Origin of the sequence: Coprococcus sp. AF51-11b1 (assembly GCF_027682785.1) — a bacterium.
Lineage (GTDB): Bacteria > Bacillota > Clostridia > Lachnospirales > Lachnospiraceae > Allocoprococcus > Allocoprococcus comes.
Genome location: NZ_JAQCZB010000008.1, coordinates 21,886 through 44,069, shown reverse-complemented (window position 1 = coordinate 44,069; position 22,184 = coordinate 21,886). Strand labels below are relative to the sequence as shown.

The window sequence follows — 22,184 nt, the reverse complement described above, 5'->3', positions numbered from 1 at the left end:
AAAGCCCCTTTCTATCAGTATTTGAGATTAAGAAAAACGGTTCGATTCCGGTCTGCGGCAGTGTTTGAAAAGCAGGAGAAACGTTGAATTTACAGCATTTCTCCTGCTTTTTGTTTAACCGGGATTCTGTTAAATACGCAATTTGCCGGCGTAGAGGCAGAAAAGTAGATACAGAAAGGAATGGAGGCATAAAAATGGGAGCATATCAACTGAAAAATGAAGAACTTACACTGACTGTTATTTCAGCAGGCGCAGAAATGAAATCGCTAAAAGACAATAAGACAGAGCAGGAATATCTGTGGCAGGCAGATCCAAAGTTCTGGGGAAGAACATCACCGGTTCTTTTCCCAATCGTAGGAAATTATGTGCAGAAGCAGTCGGTATACGAAGGAAAGACATATACGCTGTCACAGCATGGTTTTGCAAGAGACATGGAATTTGATCTGGAGAGCCAGACAGAAGAAGAGATTTGGTTTGTACTGAAAGATACAGAAAGTACTTTGGAAAAATATCCATTTCATTTTATTCTGAAAGTAGGATACAGACTCTCCGGACGTCAGGTGGAAGTAATGTGGAAAGTAGAAAATCCAAATGATAAGAAGATGTATTTTTCGATCGGAGGGCATCCGGCATTTAACTGTCCTTTGAAAGAAGGAGAAAAGCAGGAGGATTGTCAGTTGGTATTTGATACAGAAGGACCGCTCACGAGCAGCATCCTGAATGAAGAAGGTGCACTTTGTCCACGGACAAAAATCTTAAATCTTTTCGGAAAATGTCTGAAGCTTAAGGAACATTTATTTGATGAGGATGCACTTATTATTGAAAATCATCAGGCACAGAGGATCGGTCTTGCGGATGCAGATGGAAAGGTTTATCTGGAAGTAGAATTTGATGCACCGCTTTTTGGAATCTGGTCTCCGGCAAAAAAACACGCACCTTTCGTATGCATTGAGCCATGGTATGGAAGAAGTGACAGAGAAGATTTTGACCATATTCTGGAAAACAGGGAGTGGGGGAATGAACTGGAACCGGGCGATATTTTTGAAAAGGATTATAAGATTCTGGTAAAATAGCGCAGAGGGTTGCGTTTCATGGCTCAGACTGATACAATGAAAAAAATACATGGAATATTAAAGGAAGAGGAGAACGTAAGATGAACTTTTTGGAAGAACGTATTGTCAAAGATGGAATCGTGAAAGAGGGAAATGTTCTTAAGGTGGACAGTTTTCTGAATCATCAGATGGATATTGAATTATTTGACCAGATCGGAGCGGAATTCAAGAAGAGATTTGCAGATAAGAATATCAACAAGATCCTGACAATCGAAGCTTCTGGTATCGGGATTGCCTGTATTGTAGCCAAGCATTTTCATGTACCGGTTGTATTTGCAAAAAAGACACAGAGCATCAATCTGGAAGGGGAGATGTATGTAGCAGAAGTCGAATCATTTACCCACAAATGCAAGAACCAGGTAATTGTAGCAAAGAAATTTCTTTCAGAGGAAGATCATGTGCTCATTATTGATGATTTCCTTGCGAATGGATGTGCGCTGCAGGGGCTGATTCAGCTGGTTACAGAGGCAGGTGCAACTGTAGAGGGAATTGGAATTGTGATCGAAAAAGGATTCCAGTCCGGCGGAAGAATCATCCGCAACCTTGGATATCCGCTGGAATCACTTGCGATTGTAGAAGCTATGGACAGTGAGACGGGTGAGATCACTTTCAGAGAGCAGTAAAAAGTGCAAAAAGACGCATATGCCTGAACAAAAATTTTGTCGGGAATATGCGTCTTTTGCGTATATGATGAGCTAAATGCAGATTTGTATTTTCACAGGGATCTGCACTTTTTGATATACAAAAAGAGAGTGATATTTGTTTTAGCTGGCCCACGAGCGGTTATAGAAAAACATGGAAAGTGAAGAGCCAAAGATAACAATATATCCAATCACGCTGAGCAGGTTTAGTCGTTTTGCTCCATCCATTCATTTAAAAGCCTGCAATAGCGGTCGGTATCTTCAACGAAGCATACATGACGGCAGTCATCAAAAAGTTCCCAGCGTGAATTCGGGATACTGTCATACATGGTCTTTGCAACCAGTGGAGTGCACAGATCGTTGGTTCCGTTGATGATAAGTGCCGGTTCTTTGATATTTTTCAGTTTGTCACGGTACTCATAGTTGCTGAGATTTCCGATTGGCGTGTATTCATTTGGTCCCCACGCGGTGATATAAGAGTCTGTTCCAATTTTTTTTGGACGGCGCAGGCATTCAGGATCGGTGTCTTTTGGTACGCCGGCGGCATGAAGAAGCATAAAGCGTTCATTGGCTGCGAGATATGCCGGATCGTCAAAATTGCCGGTTGCTTCAGCTTTGGCAATGGCGTCCTGATCTTCCTGGGACATGAATTTGATCATACGGTGTTGTTCCTGGGCCCACAATTTGGAAGATGGGTGGGTGCTGGAAAGAATAACGGATTTGATCCCTTCTGGTTTGTGATCGCATAAGTATTCGATTGAGAGCATTCCGCCCCAGGACTGTCCGAGAAGATGAAGTTCATTAAGTCCGAGATATTTTCTGAGTTCGATCAGTTCATTCATCCATGTTTTAGAACACCAGAGTTCTGAATGTCCTTCTACATAAGAATTACCGCAGCCGAGCTGGTCGTAGGAAATAATTGCACGACCTTCATCAGCAAGCCGGTCAAGTACTTCAAAGTAGTTATGTGTAGAACCAGGTCCTCCGTGAAGCAGAATGAGTGGTTTTTTATTGCCGGAGCATTCGCCTGCAATACGGTAGTAGGTTTTGTATCCAAGATAAGGCATGTAGCCTTCTGTAATTTTCATATTTAATCCCTCCTATCAGTATACTGAGTCTCTTCATTATAACATCAGAATGAAGTAAGGGAAAGAAAAAGTGGAAAAATAAAAAAATAAAAAAAACAAAAAAATTGTTGACAAACAGTTGAATGATGAATATAATAATAAGAGTCACGCGGGTGTAGTTCAATGGTAGAACACCAGCCTTCCAAGCTGGATACGTGGGTTCGATTCCCATCACCCGCTTTTGTTATGTTTTAAATCAGGAGCCCGGTCGCCAAAGTGGTGACCGGGCTCCTGATTTATAGAGAAAAATTTAGTCATTTTTGACTGGTACATTAAAATGTCGGCTCGATTATAAGGGTGAACATTTCGGTCACCCCTTGCGTCCTGCTGCCAGCAGACAAGGAAGCTGTTGTATCATATTATTTCTGAGACCTAAAATGAATTTTGGACAAATTTTGGACAAATCTTGATTTTTCATCCGTCCCATGCTATACTAACACCCGTTACAAAACCCCGAAAAACAAGGTCGTACAAGGGGTTCCGCCGATTTCCGGCGTAAGGTCATATACTTACAGTATGTGCCTTCCGCGGCATTCGTCAGATGTCCATGCAAGCATGGTCGCCAGACTCATTGTTGCGCGAAAATGAATCGAGTGTTCGTGACCTTCCACTCGTAAAACAAAACTAGAGGAGAGAATTTCATATGAAGAACAAGAATGTAGCATTTATGACTCAGGCAGCGATGATCGCTGCAATCTACGTGGTGCTTACTTATGTATTTGCACCATTTTCATTCGGAGAAGTACAGATACGTATTGCAGAAGCACTTACGATCCTTCCGGTATTTACACCGGCAGCGATTCCTGGACTTTTCGTTGGATGTATTGTTGGAAACATTCTCGGAGGAGCAATCCTGCCGGATATCATTTTCGGAAGCATTGCAACTTTGATCGGAGCATTTTTTACTTATCAGCTTCGTAACAAAAACCGTTTCCTTGCACCGTTACCACCGATTATTGCTAACACAGTAATCGTTCCGTTTGTACTTCGTTACGGATATGGAGTAGCACTTCCGATTCCGTTTATGATGTTGACAGTTGGTGTCGGAGAAGTTGTCGGATGTGGTGTGCTTGGATTAGTCCTTTATACTGCATTGAATCGTTATAAAAATGTAATTTTTAAAACAGCATAAGAAGATGTAAAAAGCGGACAGACTGAAAAGCTATTCAGCCTGTCCGTTTTTTATACTATTGTTGTGTATACAATCGTAGAATTTTACAAATTTGAGTGGAGATATATTTATGGAAAAGTGGATAAGAATCTTCTATAATATAAAAAGAGAAACTGTAACCAGATGAAAGTTTGACAGTAAGTGAAAAAAGGAGAAATATGAAATATACAGTTGTTGTTGCTGATGATGAGGAGGAAATCCGAAGAAGTCTTGTTCGCAGGGTAAAGTGGGAAGAGATTGGTTTTGAAGTGGTCGGGGAAGCTGAAAATGGTGCAGACGCGCTGGAACTGGTTGAAAAGCTGGAACCAGATCTGCTCCTTACCGATATCAAGATGCCATTTTTATCGGGGATTGAGCTGGCACGGGCGGTCAGGGAAGTTCGCCCGATGGTACAGATCGCATTTTTAAGTGGATTTGATGATTTTACCTATGCGCAGCAGGCAATTCAATATAATATTGTAAGCTATATGCTGAAGCCGATTTCAGCAAAAGAGATCGAGGCGGAATTGATAAAGATTAAAAAAGCCATGGATCAGCGAGTGGAAGAATTTACCAAAGAAAGAAAAGAGAAGCTGGACATCCGCAAGACGCAATTCCTTATTCCGCTTTTGCTCGACAGCTTTCAGAATGAACGGGTGTCCGAAGAGGCACTTCTTGAGCGGGCAGAGGAATGTGAGCTGATCCGTAATCCAAAGCCGGATAATATGCAGTATGTGGTGCTTGTAACCGGAATCCGTGATGCAAATGGAAAGGATCAGACAAGCTATAGCAGTGTAAATGCAGTTGATATGATCCTGAAAAAATATGTTCATTATGTAAGTTGCCATCTGGAAGGAAGAGTGGTATCGCTGATCGCGACGACTCCGGGAGGTATGGGTAAGTATTTACATATTATTGTAGAAGAAATTGTTCAGAGTGTGGAGCGTATTATGGGATATTGCTGTCAGGTCGGGGTAAGCAGGAGTGTGAATACTCTTGGAAAATGCAGAGAGAGCTATCTGGAGGCAATGAATGCGCTCAGTTATTCCAGAAAGGATAAAAGCAGTGTCTATTTCATTTCCGATGCAGAGCACGGATCGGGATTGGAACAGGGAGAAATACAGGAAATTACAGCAACGATGGAGAATTTTTTACGTGGTGGAATGGCAGAGGATCTGGAGATTTATCTGGATGATCTGGAAAAGAAGCTGCGAAATGGAGGCAAGAATACACTGGTACTTAGTACGATACTTTTGACCGAGATCGGGGCGGCAGTATATAAGGTTATTTATATGGCAATCGGGGAATGTGGTGTAGAAGTTCTTCAGAAAAAATATTCCATGCAGCAGATGCGTGAAATGGAACGTATGGCAGAGAATTTTCAGATCATAAAAATGCTGTGTATGGAGGCTAAAAAAATGCTTATGGATCAGAGAAAGAAGAGCAGCGAGGTGATCTGCGAGCAGGCAGTGCAGATCATACAGGACCGCTATGCCCAACAGGATCTGTCTGTTATGATCATCAGTGAAGAGATCGGGGTGTCGCCGAATTATCTCAGCAGTCTGATAAAAAAGACGACAGGCAGTTCACTGGTTGAGATCCTGACGAAAAAACGAATTGAAAAGGCAATGGAGCTTCTGCAGTGTACCGGTATGAAGATCGGTGAGATTACAGAGCTGTGTGGTTATAAGGATCAGTATTATTTCAGCCACTGCTTCAAAAAGCTGACTGGAGTATCACCGAACAAATACAGGAGGGAACATGAACAGGCGTAAAAAAGAAGCAGATCAGCACAAGGGATGGAATATATCTATTTCCGGTGTGTTTATTGCAATGGTAATGGGAATCGTCCTGATTTCGGTAGTGGCTGCAACGCTTATTTTTGTTCAGATTTACCGGAATGCAATGGAGCAAAGTGCAGTGACAAGCAGTTCCCAGAGCTGTGAACAGGTACAGAATACGGTTGAGAATTATACACAGGATATGCGGATCATACTGGAAGGGATCGTGGCGAGAATGCGTCATGAGAATAATCATTCTGAGGAATATATCCAGAATCTGGTAAATATCCGTTCCGATGTAGTAGCGGTAACAATCTGTGGTGAAGATGGGGAGCTTCTGCGTTACTGGAACAGAGGGCAGAAGCTGAAAGAGAATTATCGCATTGTTCAGAGTACCGAAATGGAAGATGACGATGGCAGGCTGCGTATAACCAAACCATATGTAGAATCTTTGTTTGAGGGATATTATCCATGGGTTGTAACCGTTTACCAGAAGATTCAGAAAGAAGACGGAACCAGTATACAGGTAAATATTGACATCCGTTTTTCTGACATTGCCAATTATGTTGATGATGTAGGGATCGGGCAGCACGGCTATGTCTATATTGCGGACAAAAAAGGCAATCTGATCTATCATCCACAGCAGCAGCTCATTTATTCCGGGTTAAAAGAAGAGAAGGGAATGGATTTAAAAGAAGGGACACATATTCAGGAACAGGCGATCTATACTGTGAAAAATCTGGAGAACTGTGACTGGAAAATTGTAGGTGTCTGCTATGTAGATGAAATGATTACGGAGAAGGTAAGCAGTGCGGTATCCAGACTTCTGATCGTCCTGTGTCTGGTTATGGGAGCAGTCTTTCTTCTCGGATGGGCATTTTCAGAACTGTTCTCAGCACCGGTAAGGCAGCTTGCTGATGACATGCACCGGTTTGAAAAAAATGCTGAAAATTTTGTATTTGAGCCGATGGCGGGAACTACAGAGATCACGACTTTATCCAACTCGTTTGAACACATGGTTGTGAAGATCCAGAAGCTGATGGAGCAGGTCAGACAGGAAGAAATCACACTGCGGAAAACAGAGCTGAAAGCGCTTCAGGCGCAGATCAATCCACATTTCCTGTATAATACACTGGATGCGATTGCATGGATGTGTGAAGACGGGAAAAATGAAGATGCAGAAGAGATGGTTACGGCACTTGCAAGGCTGTTCCGTATCAGTATCAGTAAAGGGCATGAGCTGATTCCGATCGAAAAAGAAGTGGAACATGCAAAGAGTTATCTGAAGATTGAAAATTATCGGTATAAGAACAAATTTACCTATTCATTTGAGGTGGAAGAGTCGTGTCTTTCGTATCTTTGTAACAAAATTACTTTGCAGCCAATTATCGAGAATGCAATTTATCATGGTGTAAAGCAGATGATCGATGAGGGTGAGATCTGGATTCGTATTTTTGAGGACGGAGAAGATATTATTTTCCAGGTGGAGGATAACGGAATCGGTATGACGGAAGAACAGTGCCGGGAGATTCTGCGCAAAGAGCCGGGAGACCGTACCGGAATCGGAATCAAGAATGTAAATGACCGGATCAAGATTTATTTTGGAAGCAATTATGGACTGAATATCACAAGTGAGCTGGATGAAGGAACCTGTGTGACGATCCGTATGCCGAAGGTCAGGGAGGAAGAATATGAGAAAAAGTAGAAGAAAACCATTTATTGCAATTGATGCAGGTGTGATCCTACTTGCAATTCTGTTTTTTGTCCTGACGGGTGACGGACTTGGGGAAGGAAAAGAAGGCAGTACAAATAGCGTCATCGAGAAGAAAAAAGTAGTGTTTCTGACAAAATCCATGGATTCTTCTTTCTGGCAGTCTGCATATGCGGGAGCCGGTGCGGCAAGTGCGGAATATAATCTGGATCTGGTGTGCGAAGGACCGGATGGAGACGGTGAGGAAGATTATGAGGCGCAGAATGAAATGATAGACCGGGCAATCCGGGAACAGGTAGATGCACTTCTGTTCTCTGCCATTGATTTTGAAAAGAATGCGGAAGCAATCGACCGTGCGGCAAAGGCAGGAATCAGAATTGTGGTTGTGGACAGTCCGGTAAACAGTGAGGCTGTGGAATGCTATATTGGTACAGACAATTATGAAGCCGGATGTATGGCAGGAGAAGAAGTGCTTGGTAATCCGGCGGAAAATCTAAATATCGGAATCGTAAATTTTGATAAGAGTACGGAGAACGGGCAGCTTCGTGAAAAGGGATTCCGGGATACGGTTCTTAATGATGACCGGGCAAATATTACGGCGTCCATCAATGTGAAGTCTACGATCACCGACGCAAGAGAGGGCACCGAGAGGATGTTGCTTGACAATCCGCAGATCAATGTGATCGTGACATTTAATGAATGGACAACACTTGGAGTCGGGGATGCGGTAGAAGCACTTGGCGCCGGAGAGCGGACGCAGGTTGTTGCGTTTGACAGTAACGTAAAATCCATTGGAATGCTGGAAAAAGGAAATGTAGATGCGCTGATCGTCCAGAACCCATATGCGATGGGATACCTGGGGATTGAGCAGATCAATACACTACTGAATGGTCAGAAGCCGGAAAAGAAAGAGACGGCAACCAGCAGTATTCTGGTGACAAGAGAAAATATGTATGATGATAAGAGCCAGAAGGCGCTGTTTTCATTTGAAGAAAAGTAACGGGTGGAATGTTTGTAGCTGCTCGGAAGTATAGAAGCTGTAGTCTGAAAAATATTTGGACTACAGCTTTTTAAAGAATTGGGCATTTGAAACATTTATGGACGAAATTAAGTAAAAATTTATATAAACGTTGAAATTCACAAACTCCTCGTAGTTTTTCACATGGGTGTTTTATTCCCTTCTTGTTATACTCGTATCATCAAGTAAACGTTATACAAGGAGGAACGAAATTATGAAAAGAAGAATTGTAGCAGCGATGCTCGCAGGTGTGATGGCACTTGGAATGCTTGCAGGATGCGGGGGCTCCGGTAAGAGTGACAGTGATGGTGGAAGCAGTGATAAGAAATCATCAGACGCTAATATCGCAGTATTCTACTATACCTATTCTGATACTTATATCGCATCTGTCCGTACAGCACTCGATGCAAAACTTGACGAGATGGGTGTTGAATATCAGGACTATGATGGAAACAGCAACCAGACAACACAGAACGAACAGATTGATACAGCGATCCAGACAGGTGCTACAGCACTGATCGTCAACATCGTTACATCTGGTTCTGTAGATGCTTCTTCTCAGATCGTTGAAAAAGCAGAAGCAGCAGGAATCCCGGTTATTTTCTTTAACCGTGCGATCGAAGATGACAAGACAGAAGGCGATGTACTTGGAAGCTATGACAAGTGTGCATTTGTAGGAACAGACGCTCCGGAAGCAGGACATATGCAGGGCGAAATGATCGGTAACTATGTAGTAGAACATTTTGATGAAATGGATCTCAACGGAGATGGAAAGATCTCTTACGCAATGTTCATGGGACAGCTCGGAAATGCAGAAGCTATTTATCGTACACAGTTTGCTGTAGAAGATGCAGATAAGATCATCACAGACGCCGGCAAACCGGCACTGGAATACTTTGACGCTTCTAACAGTGACAAATATCAGGTTGACCAGGATGGTAACTGGAGTGCAACAGCAGCTAACAACTATATGACAACCAACCTTTCCCAGTACAACGAAGGAAGCAATAACATGATCGAACTTGTTATCTGCAACAATGACGGTATGGCAGAGGGTGCAGTCTCAGCTCTGAATGATAAGGGATACAACCTTGGAACAGGCAAAGACTGCAAGATGATCCCGGTATTTGGTGTTGATGCTACAGACGCAGCAAAACAGCTGATCGCTGATGGCAAGATGACAGCAACTGTTAAACAGGATGCAGATGGTATGGCAGCTTGTATCGCAGACCTTGCTAAGAATGCAGCAGGTGGAAAAGATCTGATGGATGGAACAGATTCTTACAATATTTCCGAAAAAGTAAGCAACAAGATCTTCATTCCTTACCAGGAATACTCAGGAAAATAAAAATGTAAAAAATAAAGGTGGCGGCCAGGTGGTTGGCCAGCCACCTTTTCTAAAGTTGTGACGCAGCCGGATGGAACTGCATAGCGGCAGGTTCGAAAGGTATGCGAGATTAGAAGATGAGAGACAGGAGGACAGCTATGAAACAGGATGTTTTACTGCAGATGACGGATATCTGTAAAGAATTTCCGGGCGTAAAAGCATTAGATCATGTGTCCCTGACAGTTAAAGCAGGCACTGTCCATGCACTGATGGGTGAAAATGGAGCCGGAAAGTCAACACTGATGAAATGCCTTTTTGGAATTTATGACAAAGACAGTGGCAAGATTGAGCTGGAGGGAAAAGAGATTAATTTCAAGAATTCGAAAGAAGCTCTTGAAAATGGAGTTGCAATGGTTCACCAGGAACTGAACCAGGCGCTCAAAAGAAACGTCATGGATAATCTCTGGCTCGGACGTTACCCGAAAGTGGGCGGCGTCATGGTAAATGAGAAAAAAATCTATGACGACACAAAAAAAGTATTTGAAGAATTGAAAATTGATGTAGATCCGAAAAGGATCATGAGTACGATGCCGGTATCACAGAGACAGATGGTAGAGATTGCAAAAGCAGTATCTGTGAATGCAAAAGTCATCGTATTTGATGAGCCGACTTCTTCCCTTACAGAGCAGGAAGTAGAGCATCTGTTTGATATCATTGAGATGCTGAAAAAGAGAGGATGCGGAATCATTTACATTTCACATAAAATGGCAGAGATCAAACGGATTTCAGACGAAATCACGATCATGCGTGACGGAACCTGGGTAGCAACCGAGAAAGCAGATGATCTGGAGATGGATGATATCATCCGCCTGATGGTTGGACGTGAGCTTACCAATCAGTTCCCGCCAAAGACAAATAAACCGGGCGATGTAGCGCTTGAAGTGGAACACCTTTCCGGAATGTATTCGATCCTGAATGATGTTTCCTTCAAAGCAAGAAAAGGAGAAATTCTTGGAATTGCCGGACTTGACGGAAGTGGGCGTACAGAAACTCTGGAGACAATTTTTGGAATTGCAACCAGGAAATCAGGAACGATAAAACTTGACGGAAAACAAGTCAGCAATAAGAATGCACAGGATTCGATCAAGAACGGATTTGCACTTCTGACAGAAGAGAGAAGAGCAACCGGTATCTTCGGCATCCTGAACATTCGTGAAAATACCGTTATCTCTAGCTTAAAGAGACACAAAAAAGGATTTTATCTGAGTGAAAAATCCATGAAAGAAGATACGCAGAAATATATTGATGCGCTGCGGACAAAGACACCGTCGCAGGAGACAAAGATCCGTGCACTTTCCGGTGGAAACCAGCAGAAGGTTATCCTTGGAAGATGGCTTCTTACCGATCCGGAAGTACTGCTTCTGGATGAGCCGACAAGAGGAATCGATGTCGGTGCAAAGTATGAGATCTATCAGCTCATCATCGATCTTGCGAACCGCGGCAAAGTAGTTATCGTAGTTTCTTCAGAAATGCCGGAGCTTCTCGGAATCTGTGACCGTATCATGGTTATGTCCGGTGGAAGACTTGCCGGAGAGATTGACGCAGAAGAGGCGACACAGGAACTGATCATGACTTACGCAGCAAAGTATGTGTAATTTTCAAACAAAAAGAAGGAGGCTTCCCAGATGAAAGCATTTGCAAATATAAAATCACGCTATGCAGAATACAAAGCACTGGATTCCGCAGACAAGGTAAAAGCGTGGAAAGAAGGACTTATCAATAATGCGATTTATCTTCTGATCATTATCGCAGTTATTTACACTTACACACAGAACAGCAGATTCCTGAGCGTGGCATCTATTGTTAACATTATCTCGCTGTCTGCAGCGAACATTCCGATCGCGTGTGGTATTGCAGGAACGATCGTACTTACCGGTACAGACCTTTCAGCCGGACGTGTTGTAGGTCTTACAGCATGTATTTCTGCATCACTTTTGCAGTCAGTAACTTATGCAACCAAAATTTTCCCGGATCTTCCGGTTCTTCCGATACCACTGGTTATTCTGATCGTAATCGTAGTCGGAGGTATTGTTGGATGGGTAAATGGATTCTTCGTAGCGAAATTCCACTTACATCCATTCATTGTAACACTGGCAACACAGCTGATTGTATACGGAATTCTTCTGATGTACATTATGCTGAACGGTAACAACGGACAGCCACTTTCCGGACTGGACAAATCCTTTAAGAATTTTGTAACAGGAAGTTTCTTAAAGATCCGTGGCGTTCCGATACCGAACTATGTATGGTACGCTTGTGTCGTAGTTGTATTCATGTGGTTCATGTGGAATAAGACAACATTTGGAAAGAATATGTTCGCAGTTGGTTCCAACCCGGAAGCTGCCAATGTATCTGGTGTAAATGTTATGAGAACAACCATTCTGGTACATACACTTGCAGGATGCATGTATGGTATCACTGGATTCATTGAATCTGCACGTATCGGTTCCAACCAGGCAAATACAGGTCTGAACTACGAGTGTGATGCGATTGCTGCTTGTGTAATCGGTGGTGTATCTTTTGTAGGTGGTACCGGTAAGATTAGCGGCGTTGTTTTAGGGGTGTTCATTCTGAGAATCATCTTCGTTGCACTGCAGTTCCTGGCAGTAAGTCAGAATATGCAGTATGTGATCAAAGGTCTGATTATTCTGATCGCATGTGCAATTGATATGAGAAAATATCTGGTAAGAAAATAAAAAGAAAAGGCTGGGAAATGTTATGGACGAGAATAAGATGCCGGAGAATGACGGATGGAAGAAAAATGCAAGACTGGCGATTTATGCAATGGCCGGGTTTTATCTGCTGACACTGGCATATCAGATGTTCAGGGCGATTTCCACGAGTCATGGTAATGAACAGCTTGTTATGATTGTGGCGACGATTCTGTTTCTGATCGTAGGTGTTGGACTGATCGGATTTGGACTGATCGCAGGATACCGCAATATAAAAGCAGATCACAGAGAAGACGAAAAGTAGAAATCATAAATATTACCTCACAAGAGAAAACTTCCGGTAAAGTAAAACTTGCCGGGAGTTTTTTTGCTTATATGATGAGTCAGGTGCAGATTGGTGCTTGCACAAGAATCTGTATCTGACAAATATAGATCATCTCGCACCACATTTTCAAATCTCAAAAAATTCTTAAGAAAATCCCGCCCTATCTCTTAAAAAATCTCTGTTAATCTTGTATAGTATAGAGGAGGTGAAAAAAGATGGCGAAAATATTAGTATGTGATGATGATAAAGACATTGTAGAAGCAATAGATATTTACCTGACGCAGGAAGGATACGAAGTCCTGAAGGCGTATGATGGCGACGAAGCAATCAAGGTATTGAAAAGAAATGAAGTTGATCTTCTGATCATGGATGTGATGATGCCGCGGCTGGACGGAATCCGGGCGACACTCAAGATCCGGGAAAACATGAGCCTCCCGATTATTATTTTATCCGCCAAATCAGAGGATGCGGACAAGATTTTAGGACTGAATATCGGTGCAGATGATTACATGACCAAACCGTTCAATCCGTTGGAGCTGGTAGCAAGGGTAAAATCCCAGCTCAGACGTTACACCCAGCTTGGAAGTACGGCGAGATCTGACAACCAGAGTGAGTTCCGGACCGGGGGACTTGTGATCAGGGATGATCTGAAAGAAGTGACTGTGGACGGCGAAAAAGTGAAGCTGACACCGATTGAATACAATATATTACTGTTACTCGTTAAAAATCAGGGAAAGGTGTTCTCTATCAATCAGATTTACGAAAATATCTGGAATGAAGAAGCGATCGGAGCGGACAATACCGTTGCAGTACATATCCGCCATATCCGGGAGAAAATCGAAATCAATCCGAAAGAGCCACGTTACCTGAAGGTAGTATGGGGTGTCGGATATAAGGTAGAGAAGATCGGTTAGGAGGTCTTATGAATAACAAATGGTATCAGAGCGCACCATGTAAAGGAATCCTGATCGTACTGGAGCATATTTTAGCGGTGGTGATGATCACATGTCTGGTTTTTACATTCAGTTATCCGGGCGATAATCTGGCAGGAATCCTGTTTGAAAAGCCACATAAGAAGTATGAACAGTCAAAAGGGTTTACCGACAAGCTGATGAGTGCTGCAAATGATATTACGGCTGCGGAAGGATACGACAGCAATTTTGAAACAGAAGGAGAATATGATGAAAACAGAATTGTAGATCTGAAAGAATATGATTCAGATCGTAAGATTTCAAATGAAAATGTAAATGGGCTTGCATACCGTCTTGGTGATCTTGTGAATTACTGGGAAAACGATCAGGAGATGTACTACGCAGACGGGACCAAGATGGCAGATGGAGACAATGATGATGAGATCATCGTCTGCCAGAAGGATGACGGAACCTACCATTATTACTATGAAAAAGAATTTCGTCGGGAATTTAAAAACGGGAACCTTCAGTTTGGTAATATGGATGAGGCAAAAGATGAATATTCACTGGAAAGCACCGGAGAAGTGATCGATTCTCTGATCAATGACTGGATCGAGAGCTCCGCAAGTATTTACCGCAATATTCTGGACAGTGAAAATCGCCAGGTCTACACAAAGTGCTGGCGGTATGACGGAGAAAAAGTTTCCGAAAACTGTGCACCGGTGGGCGCGAAGAATCTTCTGGAAGTTGTGAACAAGGATTCCAGATGGAACGGCAAGTTAAGTGATGCGATGTCCCTGCTTGGAAATACTGTGGACAGTGTACGGAATGAATTTTTGACGTGGCAGTATGTAACGGAAGAATATAAAGAAGGTAATACCAATCTTGCATATATGATTGTAGATCTGGACAATAAAAAAGTTTATACCAACCGTCTTGCATATCAGAGATTTGATGAATGGGAAAAGAATCTGGAAAGTATGAAAAAGCTGGGAGTATATGCGGTTGCCACACCAAAGCTTACTGAGTACCAGAGTGATATTGATATGGACGGATCACAGTGGAAATCACTGATCGGTGGCAATATGTGGATGGATAATTACGAATGCGTGTTCGCGGTAGATACATCCTATCCAATCCAGGATGACTTTTATCAGGAGAGCAAGATTTATCAGGAGTATGCACCGCAGGTAAGATTTACTTTCTGGATTGCGATTGCAACCGGATTTGCAATGCTTGTAATTCTGGCATGGCTGACAATTGTTGCAGGCAGATCAAACCGGGAAGAAGGCATTGTGTTAAATCGGGTCGATAAAATGAAGACAGAAATCTTTATTCTTTTGTCGGTTGCAGTTATGGTGATATGTATTTATGGGGAAATCAGTTTAAGTTACGGTCTGCTGAACGGAGTCTGGTTTAGCGGAGATGGTTTCAATGGCACATCGGTACTGATTTTTGCAGGGATTGTTGCGGTAAGCGTTTGCATGACAGGACTTACTTTCTGGCTTGGAATGGTAAGAAGGATCAAGGCAAAGACCTTGTGGAAGAACAGTATTTTATGTCTGATCATCAAATACATCCGGATTGGGATCCGGCATCTGGGGGAGGTCTGGAAAGCTGCGATTTTGTTTGGAGTACTGGTTGTAGTTCACTGGATCGCGATCGCCATGTGGGAGCCGGGAATCTGGCTGTTCGTAATGCTTGCGGCAGAGGCGGGGGCATTTTTCTGCCTGATGCGCAGAGCCATCGGAAGAGCGCGGATCATCAAAGGGGTAAAAGCAATCGCAGACGGTCAGGTTGATTATCAGATTCCGTTAAATGGACTCAAAGGCGGACAGCTTGAAGCAGCAGTCAGCATCAATAAGATCGGAGATGGACTGGACCGGGCGGTAGAAGAGAGCGTAAAAAATGAACGCCTCAAAACGGATCTGATCACAAATGTATCCCATGATATCAAAACGCCGCTTACATCAATCATTAATTATGTGGACCTTTTAAAGAGAGAGGATTTTGAGGATCCGAAGATCCGGAATTATCTTCAGGTTCTGGAAGAAAAAGCATATCGTCTGAAGACACTTACCGAGGATGTGGTAGAAGCTTCCAAGGTAAGCAGTGGCAATATCAGCCTGGAAATGATGAATCTGAATCTGGTTGAGCTGGTTAACCAGACCAGTGCAGAGTTTGAAGAAAAATTTGAGGCAAGGAATCTGAAAATGATCATGAATCTTCCGACCGAACCGGCAACAATCTACGCAGACGGCAGACGAATGTGGAGAGTTCTTGCAAATGTATTTAACAATGCGGCAAAATATGCAATGGAGGGAAGCCGTGTATACGTGGATCTGGTTCAGACAGGTGAGGAAGTACAGCTTACGATCAAGAATGTATCAGAGCAGCCGCTGAATATTTCGGCAGATGAGCTGACAGAAAGATTTATCCGCGGAGATGTATCCAGAAGCACGGAAGGAAGCGGGCTTGGTCTTTCGATTGCACAGAATCTGACAAAGCTTCAAGGGGGAAAATTCGAGTTATATCTCGACGGAGATCTGTTCAAGGTACTGATCCGTTTCCCGGTTCCAAAAGAAACGGAAGATGTCTATCAGGAAGTCGAACAGTAACAGGTAAATATGGGGCGTAAGGGAAATTTCCCTTGCGCTCTATTTTATTTCGCTTTACAATAAAAACTGGATTCGTACATATAACCTAAAATGTAAGGGGAAATTAAAATGGAATCATTGAATAATATCTTAAAAAAGAGTTTAAATAAAGAATTTTTATCAGCAATAATCAGCAATCCACGTGAAAAAGGCGGAATTGTAAAGATTAAGATCCGCCCTGTGGAGCATAAAGACAATATTTTGTACCAGTGCGAAGAACACCGGAACAATCAGGTATTTCACCACAATCTGAATGAAGAAGAAGCAGCAGGATATATTGAAAATGCCATGCAGGAATTCAAACAGATGCAGATGGAGACCAGAAAATTCCGCTATCAGGTTCTGGTCAGCAAAAAAGGGAAAATGACGATTCAGAGACGGCTTCAGACCGGGAGGTTCAAAGAGATTGATCTGTCACACAACCGGAAGAAGCATTATATCCTGGAGGAAGGAAAAGCAGTTCCATTTTTACAGGATCTGGGAGTTATGACAAAAGAAGGGGAAATCGTGCGGACAAAGTTTGATAAGTTCCGCCAGATCAACCGTTTTCTGGAGTTTATCGAGGATGTTCTTCCGGAGCTTCCGAAGGACAGGGAAGTAACGATTCTGGATTTTGGATGCGGTAAATTCTATCTGACATTTGCAATATACTATTATTTGCATGAGTTAAAAGGTTATGATATCCGGATCATCGGACTGGATCTGAAGACGGATGTCATTTATGCATGCAACCAGCTTGCAAAAAAATATGGCTATAGAAAACTGAAGTTTATGGAAGGAAATATTGCAGATTATACCGGCTCTGATGAAGTGGATATGGTCGTGACGCTGCATGCCTGTGATACGGCTACTGATTTTGCACTGGCAAAGGCAGTTGGGTGGAAAGCGAAAGTCATTCTTTCCGTTCCCTGCTGTCAACATGAGCTGAATCGCCAGATGGAAAATGAGACTTTAGCACCGTTATTTTCTTATGGACTGATAAAGGAAAGAATGGCAGCTCTTGTCACAGATGCGATACGTGCAGAATATCTCAAGAGGGAGGGATATGACACACAGATCCTGGAGTTTATCGATATGGAGCATACACCGAAGAATATTTTGATACGGGCCATTTACACGGGAAATAAAGGAAAAAATACAGAGGCAATCCGCACATGTGAAGAAATGCTTCACATCGATCCAATGCTGGGGAGATTATTGGATCAGCAGAATGAAGAGGGAGAAAAAGGAGTATAAATTTAGCAGATTAAGATAAAGGGGACTATAATTACAATGTTTAAAAAGATAGCAATAAAGACAGGGGTACTGACTACTGTATTTATTCTTGCAGTTATCGTATCCAGTTATGTGACGAACAGAGGCAACACTGATATGAGTGCAGATATGGGAGGTGCGACACTGCCAAGAATATCCTTTACGACAGAAGGATATGAAGTGAACTCACTGCCGGGATATAAAAGCGATATGACGCTTACTTCAATGCGTGATACACTGACACCCGTCACAAATAACCAGCTGGATATGAACATTGCAAAATATGATAATCAGATCCAGAAGGTTTACTGGCAGGTATATACACTGAATGGGAAAAAATGTATCCAGGAGGGAACCATTAAAGATGTTCAGGATACAGTAACTTTAAATTTCAAGAATACGAAGATCCTGAAAGAAGAGAGGATTTTGAAAGTAACCTTGTACCTAGATAATCAGAATATTTATTTTTATACCAGGATCAAGAATTCGGCAGATTGCAACTATAAGAAAAGCCTGGATTTCGCAAATGATTTCCACAATGCGGCACTCGAAAATCAGGGTGATAAGGTCGAAAGCTATTTGGAAACAGATTCCAGTGAGGACAGCTCCACCTATCAGGAGGTCACACTTGCATCGACACAGTCACAGGTGACATGGGGTTCGCTTGCACCGCAGGTATCGGGAAATGTATACTGGGAAATTAAGGAATGCAATGAGAATTACACATCACTTGTCCTCAAATACCAGGTAAAGTGCACCGGGGATACTGATTATGCTGATCGGCTTTACAGTGTAAAGGAATTCTTCCGGATCCGCACCGGGGAAGATGCACAACAGTATCTGCTTGATTATGATCGCACGATGAATCAGAGATTTGATGGTAAGACAACTGCGCTGAACCAGAAAGGTGTTCTTGTTGGGATTGCGCCGACGGACCTGGAGTATGAGACTAATACAGATGGAACCATTGTAGCATTTATAGAGGATAACCAACTCTGGCATTATGATAAAAAAGAGGATGAAATGTCACTGGTATTCGGCTTCGCAGATGCGGAAAACATGGATGTGCGTACATTATGCGACCTGCATGATATCCGCCTGATTTCAGTAGATGAAAAAGGCAATACCACATTTACTGTAGTGGGTTATATGAATCGCGGTGTACATGAAGGGCAGGTAGGTGTAGCAGTCTATTATTTTGACGCAGAAAAAAATTCCGTTACGGAAAAAGCATTTGTCCCTAGCGAAGACGGATATTATCTGATGAAAGAGGATCTGGGTAAATTTGTATATTACAGCAATTCTGATGAAAATCTTTATGTAATGATAGATGGTACATTGTATCTTGTGAATTTGAAGGACAACACCAGAGAGGTGCTGGTGAAAGATCTGGAGGAAGGGCAGTATCAGGTTTCACCAGACGGACATCTGCTTGCTTACCAGAGTGAGGGCGGAAAGATCAATGAGTCGCAGAAAATTATCGTGCTGAATCTGAAGACGGGCAAATCCTTTGATATTACATCCGAAGGAGACGAATATGTCAAACCGATCGGATTTATCCGGAATGATTTTGCCTATGGCATGCTGCGTGGAAGCGATGCAGGAACCAATATATCCGGACAGAGTGTGTACCCGATGTATAAAGTGGATATCATCACGCAGAAACAGGAGATAGCCAAGACCTATGAGGTACAGGATTTTTACATTCTGGATGGCTATGTGGCAGACAATATGATGACACTTAATCGGGTGAACAGAAATGAGAATACCTATATTTCAACAACGGCAGATTATATTACCAACAATCAGGAGAAGGAAGAGAGCAATATCACAGTTGAGACCTACAATGATGATCTGCGGGGAACTCTGGTTCGTCTTACTTATGAAAATGGGATCAAAGACAGCAAAGCAAAAATTTTAAAACCAAAGCAGGTACTGTTTGATAAACCGATGGTTGTCAGCTTTGATAAACCGAAGGTAAAGAATCAGTATTATGTATATGCACTTGGCAGTCTGCAGGGGGTGTATGAAAAAGCATCTTATGCGATCCAGGAAGCGGAGAAGATAAAAGGTGTGGTCATTTCTTCATCACAGGAATATGTATGGGAGTCCGGAAATACGCCGGATATTTATGAAGTAAATAATATGGATGAGTTCCGGACAGGAGAAGGTGAGAGTACACTTGCAGCGTGCCTGAACCGGATCCTGAAGCTGGAAGGCGCAGAAGATATAAATGCATCAACAGAGCTGGAAAACGGAAAGTCGCCGGCAGAAATCCTGACAGAAGCAACCGGTGGAGAAGGTTTTGATCTGACAGGATGTACACCGGAAGAAATTCAATATACCATCAGTCACGAGACACCGGTCGTTGCCATGTTAAGTGCAGATCATGCAGTACTGGTAATCGGCTATACCAGTGAAAAATATGCTTATATTGATCCGGCTGACGGAGAACGTCATTCGGCTACGCCTGAAGAGATGGCGCAAATGGTAAGTGGCAGCGGAAATGTATTTTTTGGTTATGTAAAATAAATTTGGAGGACGCAAATGAGAGACGAGAAATATTTAGAACTTCTGGCAGAAAAATACCCAACTGAGCAGGCGGTCTGCCGAGAGATTATTAACCTTAAAGCAATCCTCAGCCTGCCAAAAGGGACAGAGCACTTTATGAGTGATCTGCATGGAGAATATGAGGCATTTTGCCATATATTAAATAACTGCTCCGGTGTGATCCGGGAAAAAGTAGATCTGTTGTTTGAAGATACTTTATCAGATTTGGACCGGGAAGAAATCTGTACGCTGATCTATTATCCAGTTGAAAAGCTTGCAATGATAAAAAAGGAAGGAAAAAATAATGAAGAGTGGTATCGTGTGATCTTAGGAGAACTAATCGATATCGCAAGATTATTTTCATCCAAATACACCCGCTCAAAAGTAAGAAAAGCGATGCCGAAGGAATATGCCTATATTCTGGATGAACTGATCCATGTACAGAAGGATGAAGATGATAATCAGCTGGTGTATCACCGCAATATCCTGAATACGCTCCTTGAACTACAGAATGCAGATGAATTTATCGAGGTGCTTGCCGGATTGATTAAACGGCTGGCAGTCGATCATCTACATATTGTCGGAGATATTTTTGACAGAGGTCCTTGTGCAGACCGGATCATGGATTTGCTTACGACTTATCACTCCATTGATATTGAATGGGGAAATCATGATATCCTGTGGATGGGGGCAGCGGCAGGAAGCAGAGCCTGCATCGCAACAGTTATCCGTAACAATCTGAAATATGATAATATGAAGATCATGGAGAATAGCTATGGGATCAGTCTGCGAAATCTGACCTTATTTGCAGAAAAGATATACCCGCAGATCGATCCGATGGAAGCGGCACTGAAAGCAATTTCTGTACTTCTTTTTAAGCTGGAAGGCCAGGTGATCCTGCGTAATCCGGATTACAAGATGGAAGATAAATTGCTGCTTCATAAAGTGGATGTGAAACGTCAGGTTGTTGAAATTGGCGGAAAAGAATATAAGATCAAGAAGGAAGAATTTCCAACTGTAAGTTTTGCAGCTGAAAGCGTGGAAGAAGTCTATCAGCTGACCGAAGAGGAAGAAAATGTAATGGAAGGTCTTCAGATGGCTTTTGTGAACAGTATCCGTCTGCGACAGCATATAGATTTCCTGTATAAAAAAGGAAGTATGTACCGGATCTTCAACGATAATCTTCTGTATCACGGCTGTGTGCCGCTGGATGAGAGCGGAAACTTTGACGGCGTTGTATTTGGGAAGAGATGCTATCGAGGAAGAGAATATCTGGACTATGCAGAGCATGTTGCCAGAAGAGCCTGGTCGAAGGAGGCGAAAGAAAAAGACAGAGACTTTATGTGGTATCTATGGTGCGGAAGAAAGTCTCCACTTTCCGGAAGAAATACGAAAACCTTTGAGCGTACTTATGTGCTGGATGAGTCGACATGGTATGAAGAATCAAATCCATATTATAAATTTTACGAAGAAGAAAAGGTCTGCAATATGATTCTGCATGAGTTTGGTCTTTATTCCGAGCGTGCTCATATCATTAATGGGCATACACCGGTCAGAACTTCAAAAGGAGAGCATCCGGTCCGTGCGAATGGAAAATTAATGGTCATTGATGGAGGTTTCTGCAAGAGCTACCATAAGACTACCGGAATTGCCGGGTATACACTGATCTTCAATTCCCATGGTATCCGGATCAAATCCCACCAGCCTTTCCTGAGTGTGTATGCGGCACTTACGGAAAATAAGGATATCGAGTCAAAATCAGAACTGGTCGAGACCGAAAAAGAACGTTTGATGGTGCGGGATACAGATAGCGGAAAGAAGATCAAGGAGGATATTGAGGCACTTAAAATGCTGCTCCGTGCATACCGTGAAGGGGAGTTGGAATAGA

16 protein-coding genes and 1 tRNA gene are annotated in these 22,184 nt (G+C 42.7%); 16 read left to right on the top strand and 1 reads right to left on the bottom strand.

The window, feature by feature from the left end:
- The first annotated feature begins 194 nt into the window (after nucleotides 1-194).
- Together PGY05_RS09025 and PGY05_RS09020 are read left to right on the top strand one after the other, a co-directional pair.
- Nucleotides 195-1,073 carry an aldose 1-epimerase family protein gene (locus PGY05_RS09025; RefSeq protein ID WP_270475710.1) on the top strand — a complete coding sequence of 293 codons (879 nt, stop codon included), beginning with the start codon at nucleotides 195-197 and terminating at the stop codon, nucleotides 1,071-1,073.
- A gap of 80 nt (nucleotides 1,074-1,153) precedes the next feature.
- Nucleotides 1,154-1,735 carry a xanthine phosphoribosyltransferase gene (locus PGY05_RS09020; protein ID WP_022220300.1) on the top strand — a complete coding sequence of 194 codons (582 nt, stop codon included), beginning with the start codon at nucleotides 1,154-1,156 and terminating at the stop codon, nucleotides 1,733-1,735.
- A gap of 224 nt (nucleotides 1,736-1,959) precedes the next feature.
- On the opposite strand, the gene pepI is transcribed toward PGY05_RS09020, so the two are convergent.
- A complete protein-coding gene (gene pepI, locus PGY05_RS09015; protein WP_022220301.1) occupies nucleotides 1,960-2,841 on the bottom strand; it encodes a proline iminopeptidase in 882 nt (293 codons plus the stop codon).
- Between the two features lie 148 nt (nucleotides 2,842-2,989).
- On the opposite strand from pepI, the gene PGY05_RS09010 reads away from it, so the two are divergent.
- From PGY05_RS09010 to PGY05_RS08945, 14 genes are all read left to right on the top strand, one after another.
- Nucleotides 2,990-3,060 (top strand) — tRNA-Gly (locus PGY05_RS09010).
- A gap of 463 nt (nucleotides 3,061-3,523) precedes the next feature.
- Nucleotides 3,524-4,012: a QueT transporter family protein gene (locus PGY05_RS09005; RefSeq protein WP_008371036.1), complete on the top strand. Its 489-nt coding sequence runs from the start codon at nucleotides 3,524-3,526 to the stop codon at nucleotides 4,010-4,012.
- A 197-nt stretch (nucleotides 4,013-4,209) separates the two neighbouring features.
- Nucleotides 4,210-5,805 (top strand): response regulator, encoded by a 1,596-nt coding sequence (locus tag PGY05_RS09000; RefSeq protein ID WP_117835912.1) that lies wholly within the window; start codon nucleotides 4,210-4,212, stop codon nucleotides 5,803-5,805.
- Nucleotides 5,792-7,516 (top strand): sensor histidine kinase, encoded by a 1,725-nt coding sequence (locus PGY05_RS08995; protein WP_215651659.1) that lies wholly within the window; start codon nucleotides 5,792-5,794, stop codon nucleotides 7,514-7,516. Before PGY05_RS09000 ends, PGY05_RS08995 begins: the two co-directional genes overlap by 14 nt.
- Complete coding sequence (locus PGY05_RS08990; RefSeq protein ID WP_022220685.1) at nucleotides 7,503-8,522, top strand: substrate-binding domain-containing protein; 1,020 nt, start codon at nucleotides 7,503-7,505, stop codon at nucleotides 8,520-8,522. The genes PGY05_RS08995 and PGY05_RS08990 overlap by 14 nt, the downstream gene beginning before the upstream one ends.
- A 232-nt stretch (nucleotides 8,523-8,754) precedes the next feature.
- Complete coding sequence (locus PGY05_RS08985; RefSeq protein WP_055155997.1) at nucleotides 8,755-9,888, top strand: galactose ABC transporter substrate-binding protein; 1,134 nt, start codon at nucleotides 8,755-8,757, stop codon at nucleotides 9,886-9,888.
- Between the two features lie 137 nt (nucleotides 9,889-10,025).
- Nucleotides 10,026-11,522: a sugar ABC transporter ATP-binding protein gene (locus PGY05_RS08980; protein WP_022220687.1), complete on the top strand. Its 1,497-nt coding sequence runs from the start codon at nucleotides 10,026-10,028 to the stop codon at nucleotides 11,520-11,522.
- A gap of 30 nt (nucleotides 11,523-11,552) precedes the next feature.
- Nucleotides 11,553-12,623 carry a galactose/methyl galactoside ABC transporter permease MglC gene (locus PGY05_RS08975; RefSeq protein WP_008371023.1) on the top strand — a complete coding sequence of 357 codons (1,071 nt, stop codon included), beginning with the start codon at nucleotides 11,553-11,555 and terminating at the stop codon, nucleotides 12,621-12,623.
- 22 nt (nucleotides 12,624-12,645) lie between these two features.
- Entirely contained in the window at nucleotides 12,646-12,903 is a 258-nt protein-coding gene (locus PGY05_RS08970; protein ID WP_022220688.1) for a hypothetical protein, read from the top strand.
- Between the two features lie 236 nt (nucleotides 12,904-13,139).
- Nucleotides 13,140-13,838 carry a response regulator transcription factor gene (locus PGY05_RS08965; RefSeq protein WP_008371016.1) on the top strand — a complete coding sequence of 233 codons (699 nt, stop codon included), beginning with the start codon at nucleotides 13,140-13,142 and terminating at the stop codon, nucleotides 13,836-13,838.
- Between the two features lie 8 nt (nucleotides 13,839-13,846).
- Nucleotides 13,847-16,453: a histidine kinase dimerization/phospho-acceptor domain-containing protein gene (locus PGY05_RS08960; protein WP_270475709.1), complete on the top strand. Its 2,607-nt coding sequence runs from the start codon at nucleotides 13,847-13,849 to the stop codon at nucleotides 16,451-16,453.
- A 108-nt stretch (nucleotides 16,454-16,561) separates the two neighbouring features.
- Nucleotides 16,562-17,728 carry a class I SAM-dependent methyltransferase gene (locus PGY05_RS08955; protein WP_270475708.1) on the top strand — a complete coding sequence of 389 codons (1,167 nt, stop codon included), beginning with the start codon at nucleotides 16,562-16,564 and terminating at the stop codon, nucleotides 17,726-17,728.
- A gap of 36 nt (nucleotides 17,729-17,764) precedes the next feature.
- Nucleotides 17,765-20,278, top strand: a complete 2,514-nt coding sequence (locus PGY05_RS08950; protein ID WP_270475707.1) for a hypothetical protein — start codon at nucleotides 17,765-17,767, stop codon at nucleotides 20,276-20,278.
- A 15-nt stretch (nucleotides 20,279-20,293) separates the two neighbouring features.
- Nucleotides 20,294-22,183: a fructose-bisphosphatase class III gene (locus tag PGY05_RS08945; RefSeq protein ID WP_008370998.1), complete on the top strand. Its 1,890-nt coding sequence runs from the start codon at nucleotides 20,294-20,296 to the stop codon at nucleotides 22,181-22,183.
- Nucleotide 22,184: the final 1 nt, after the last annotated feature.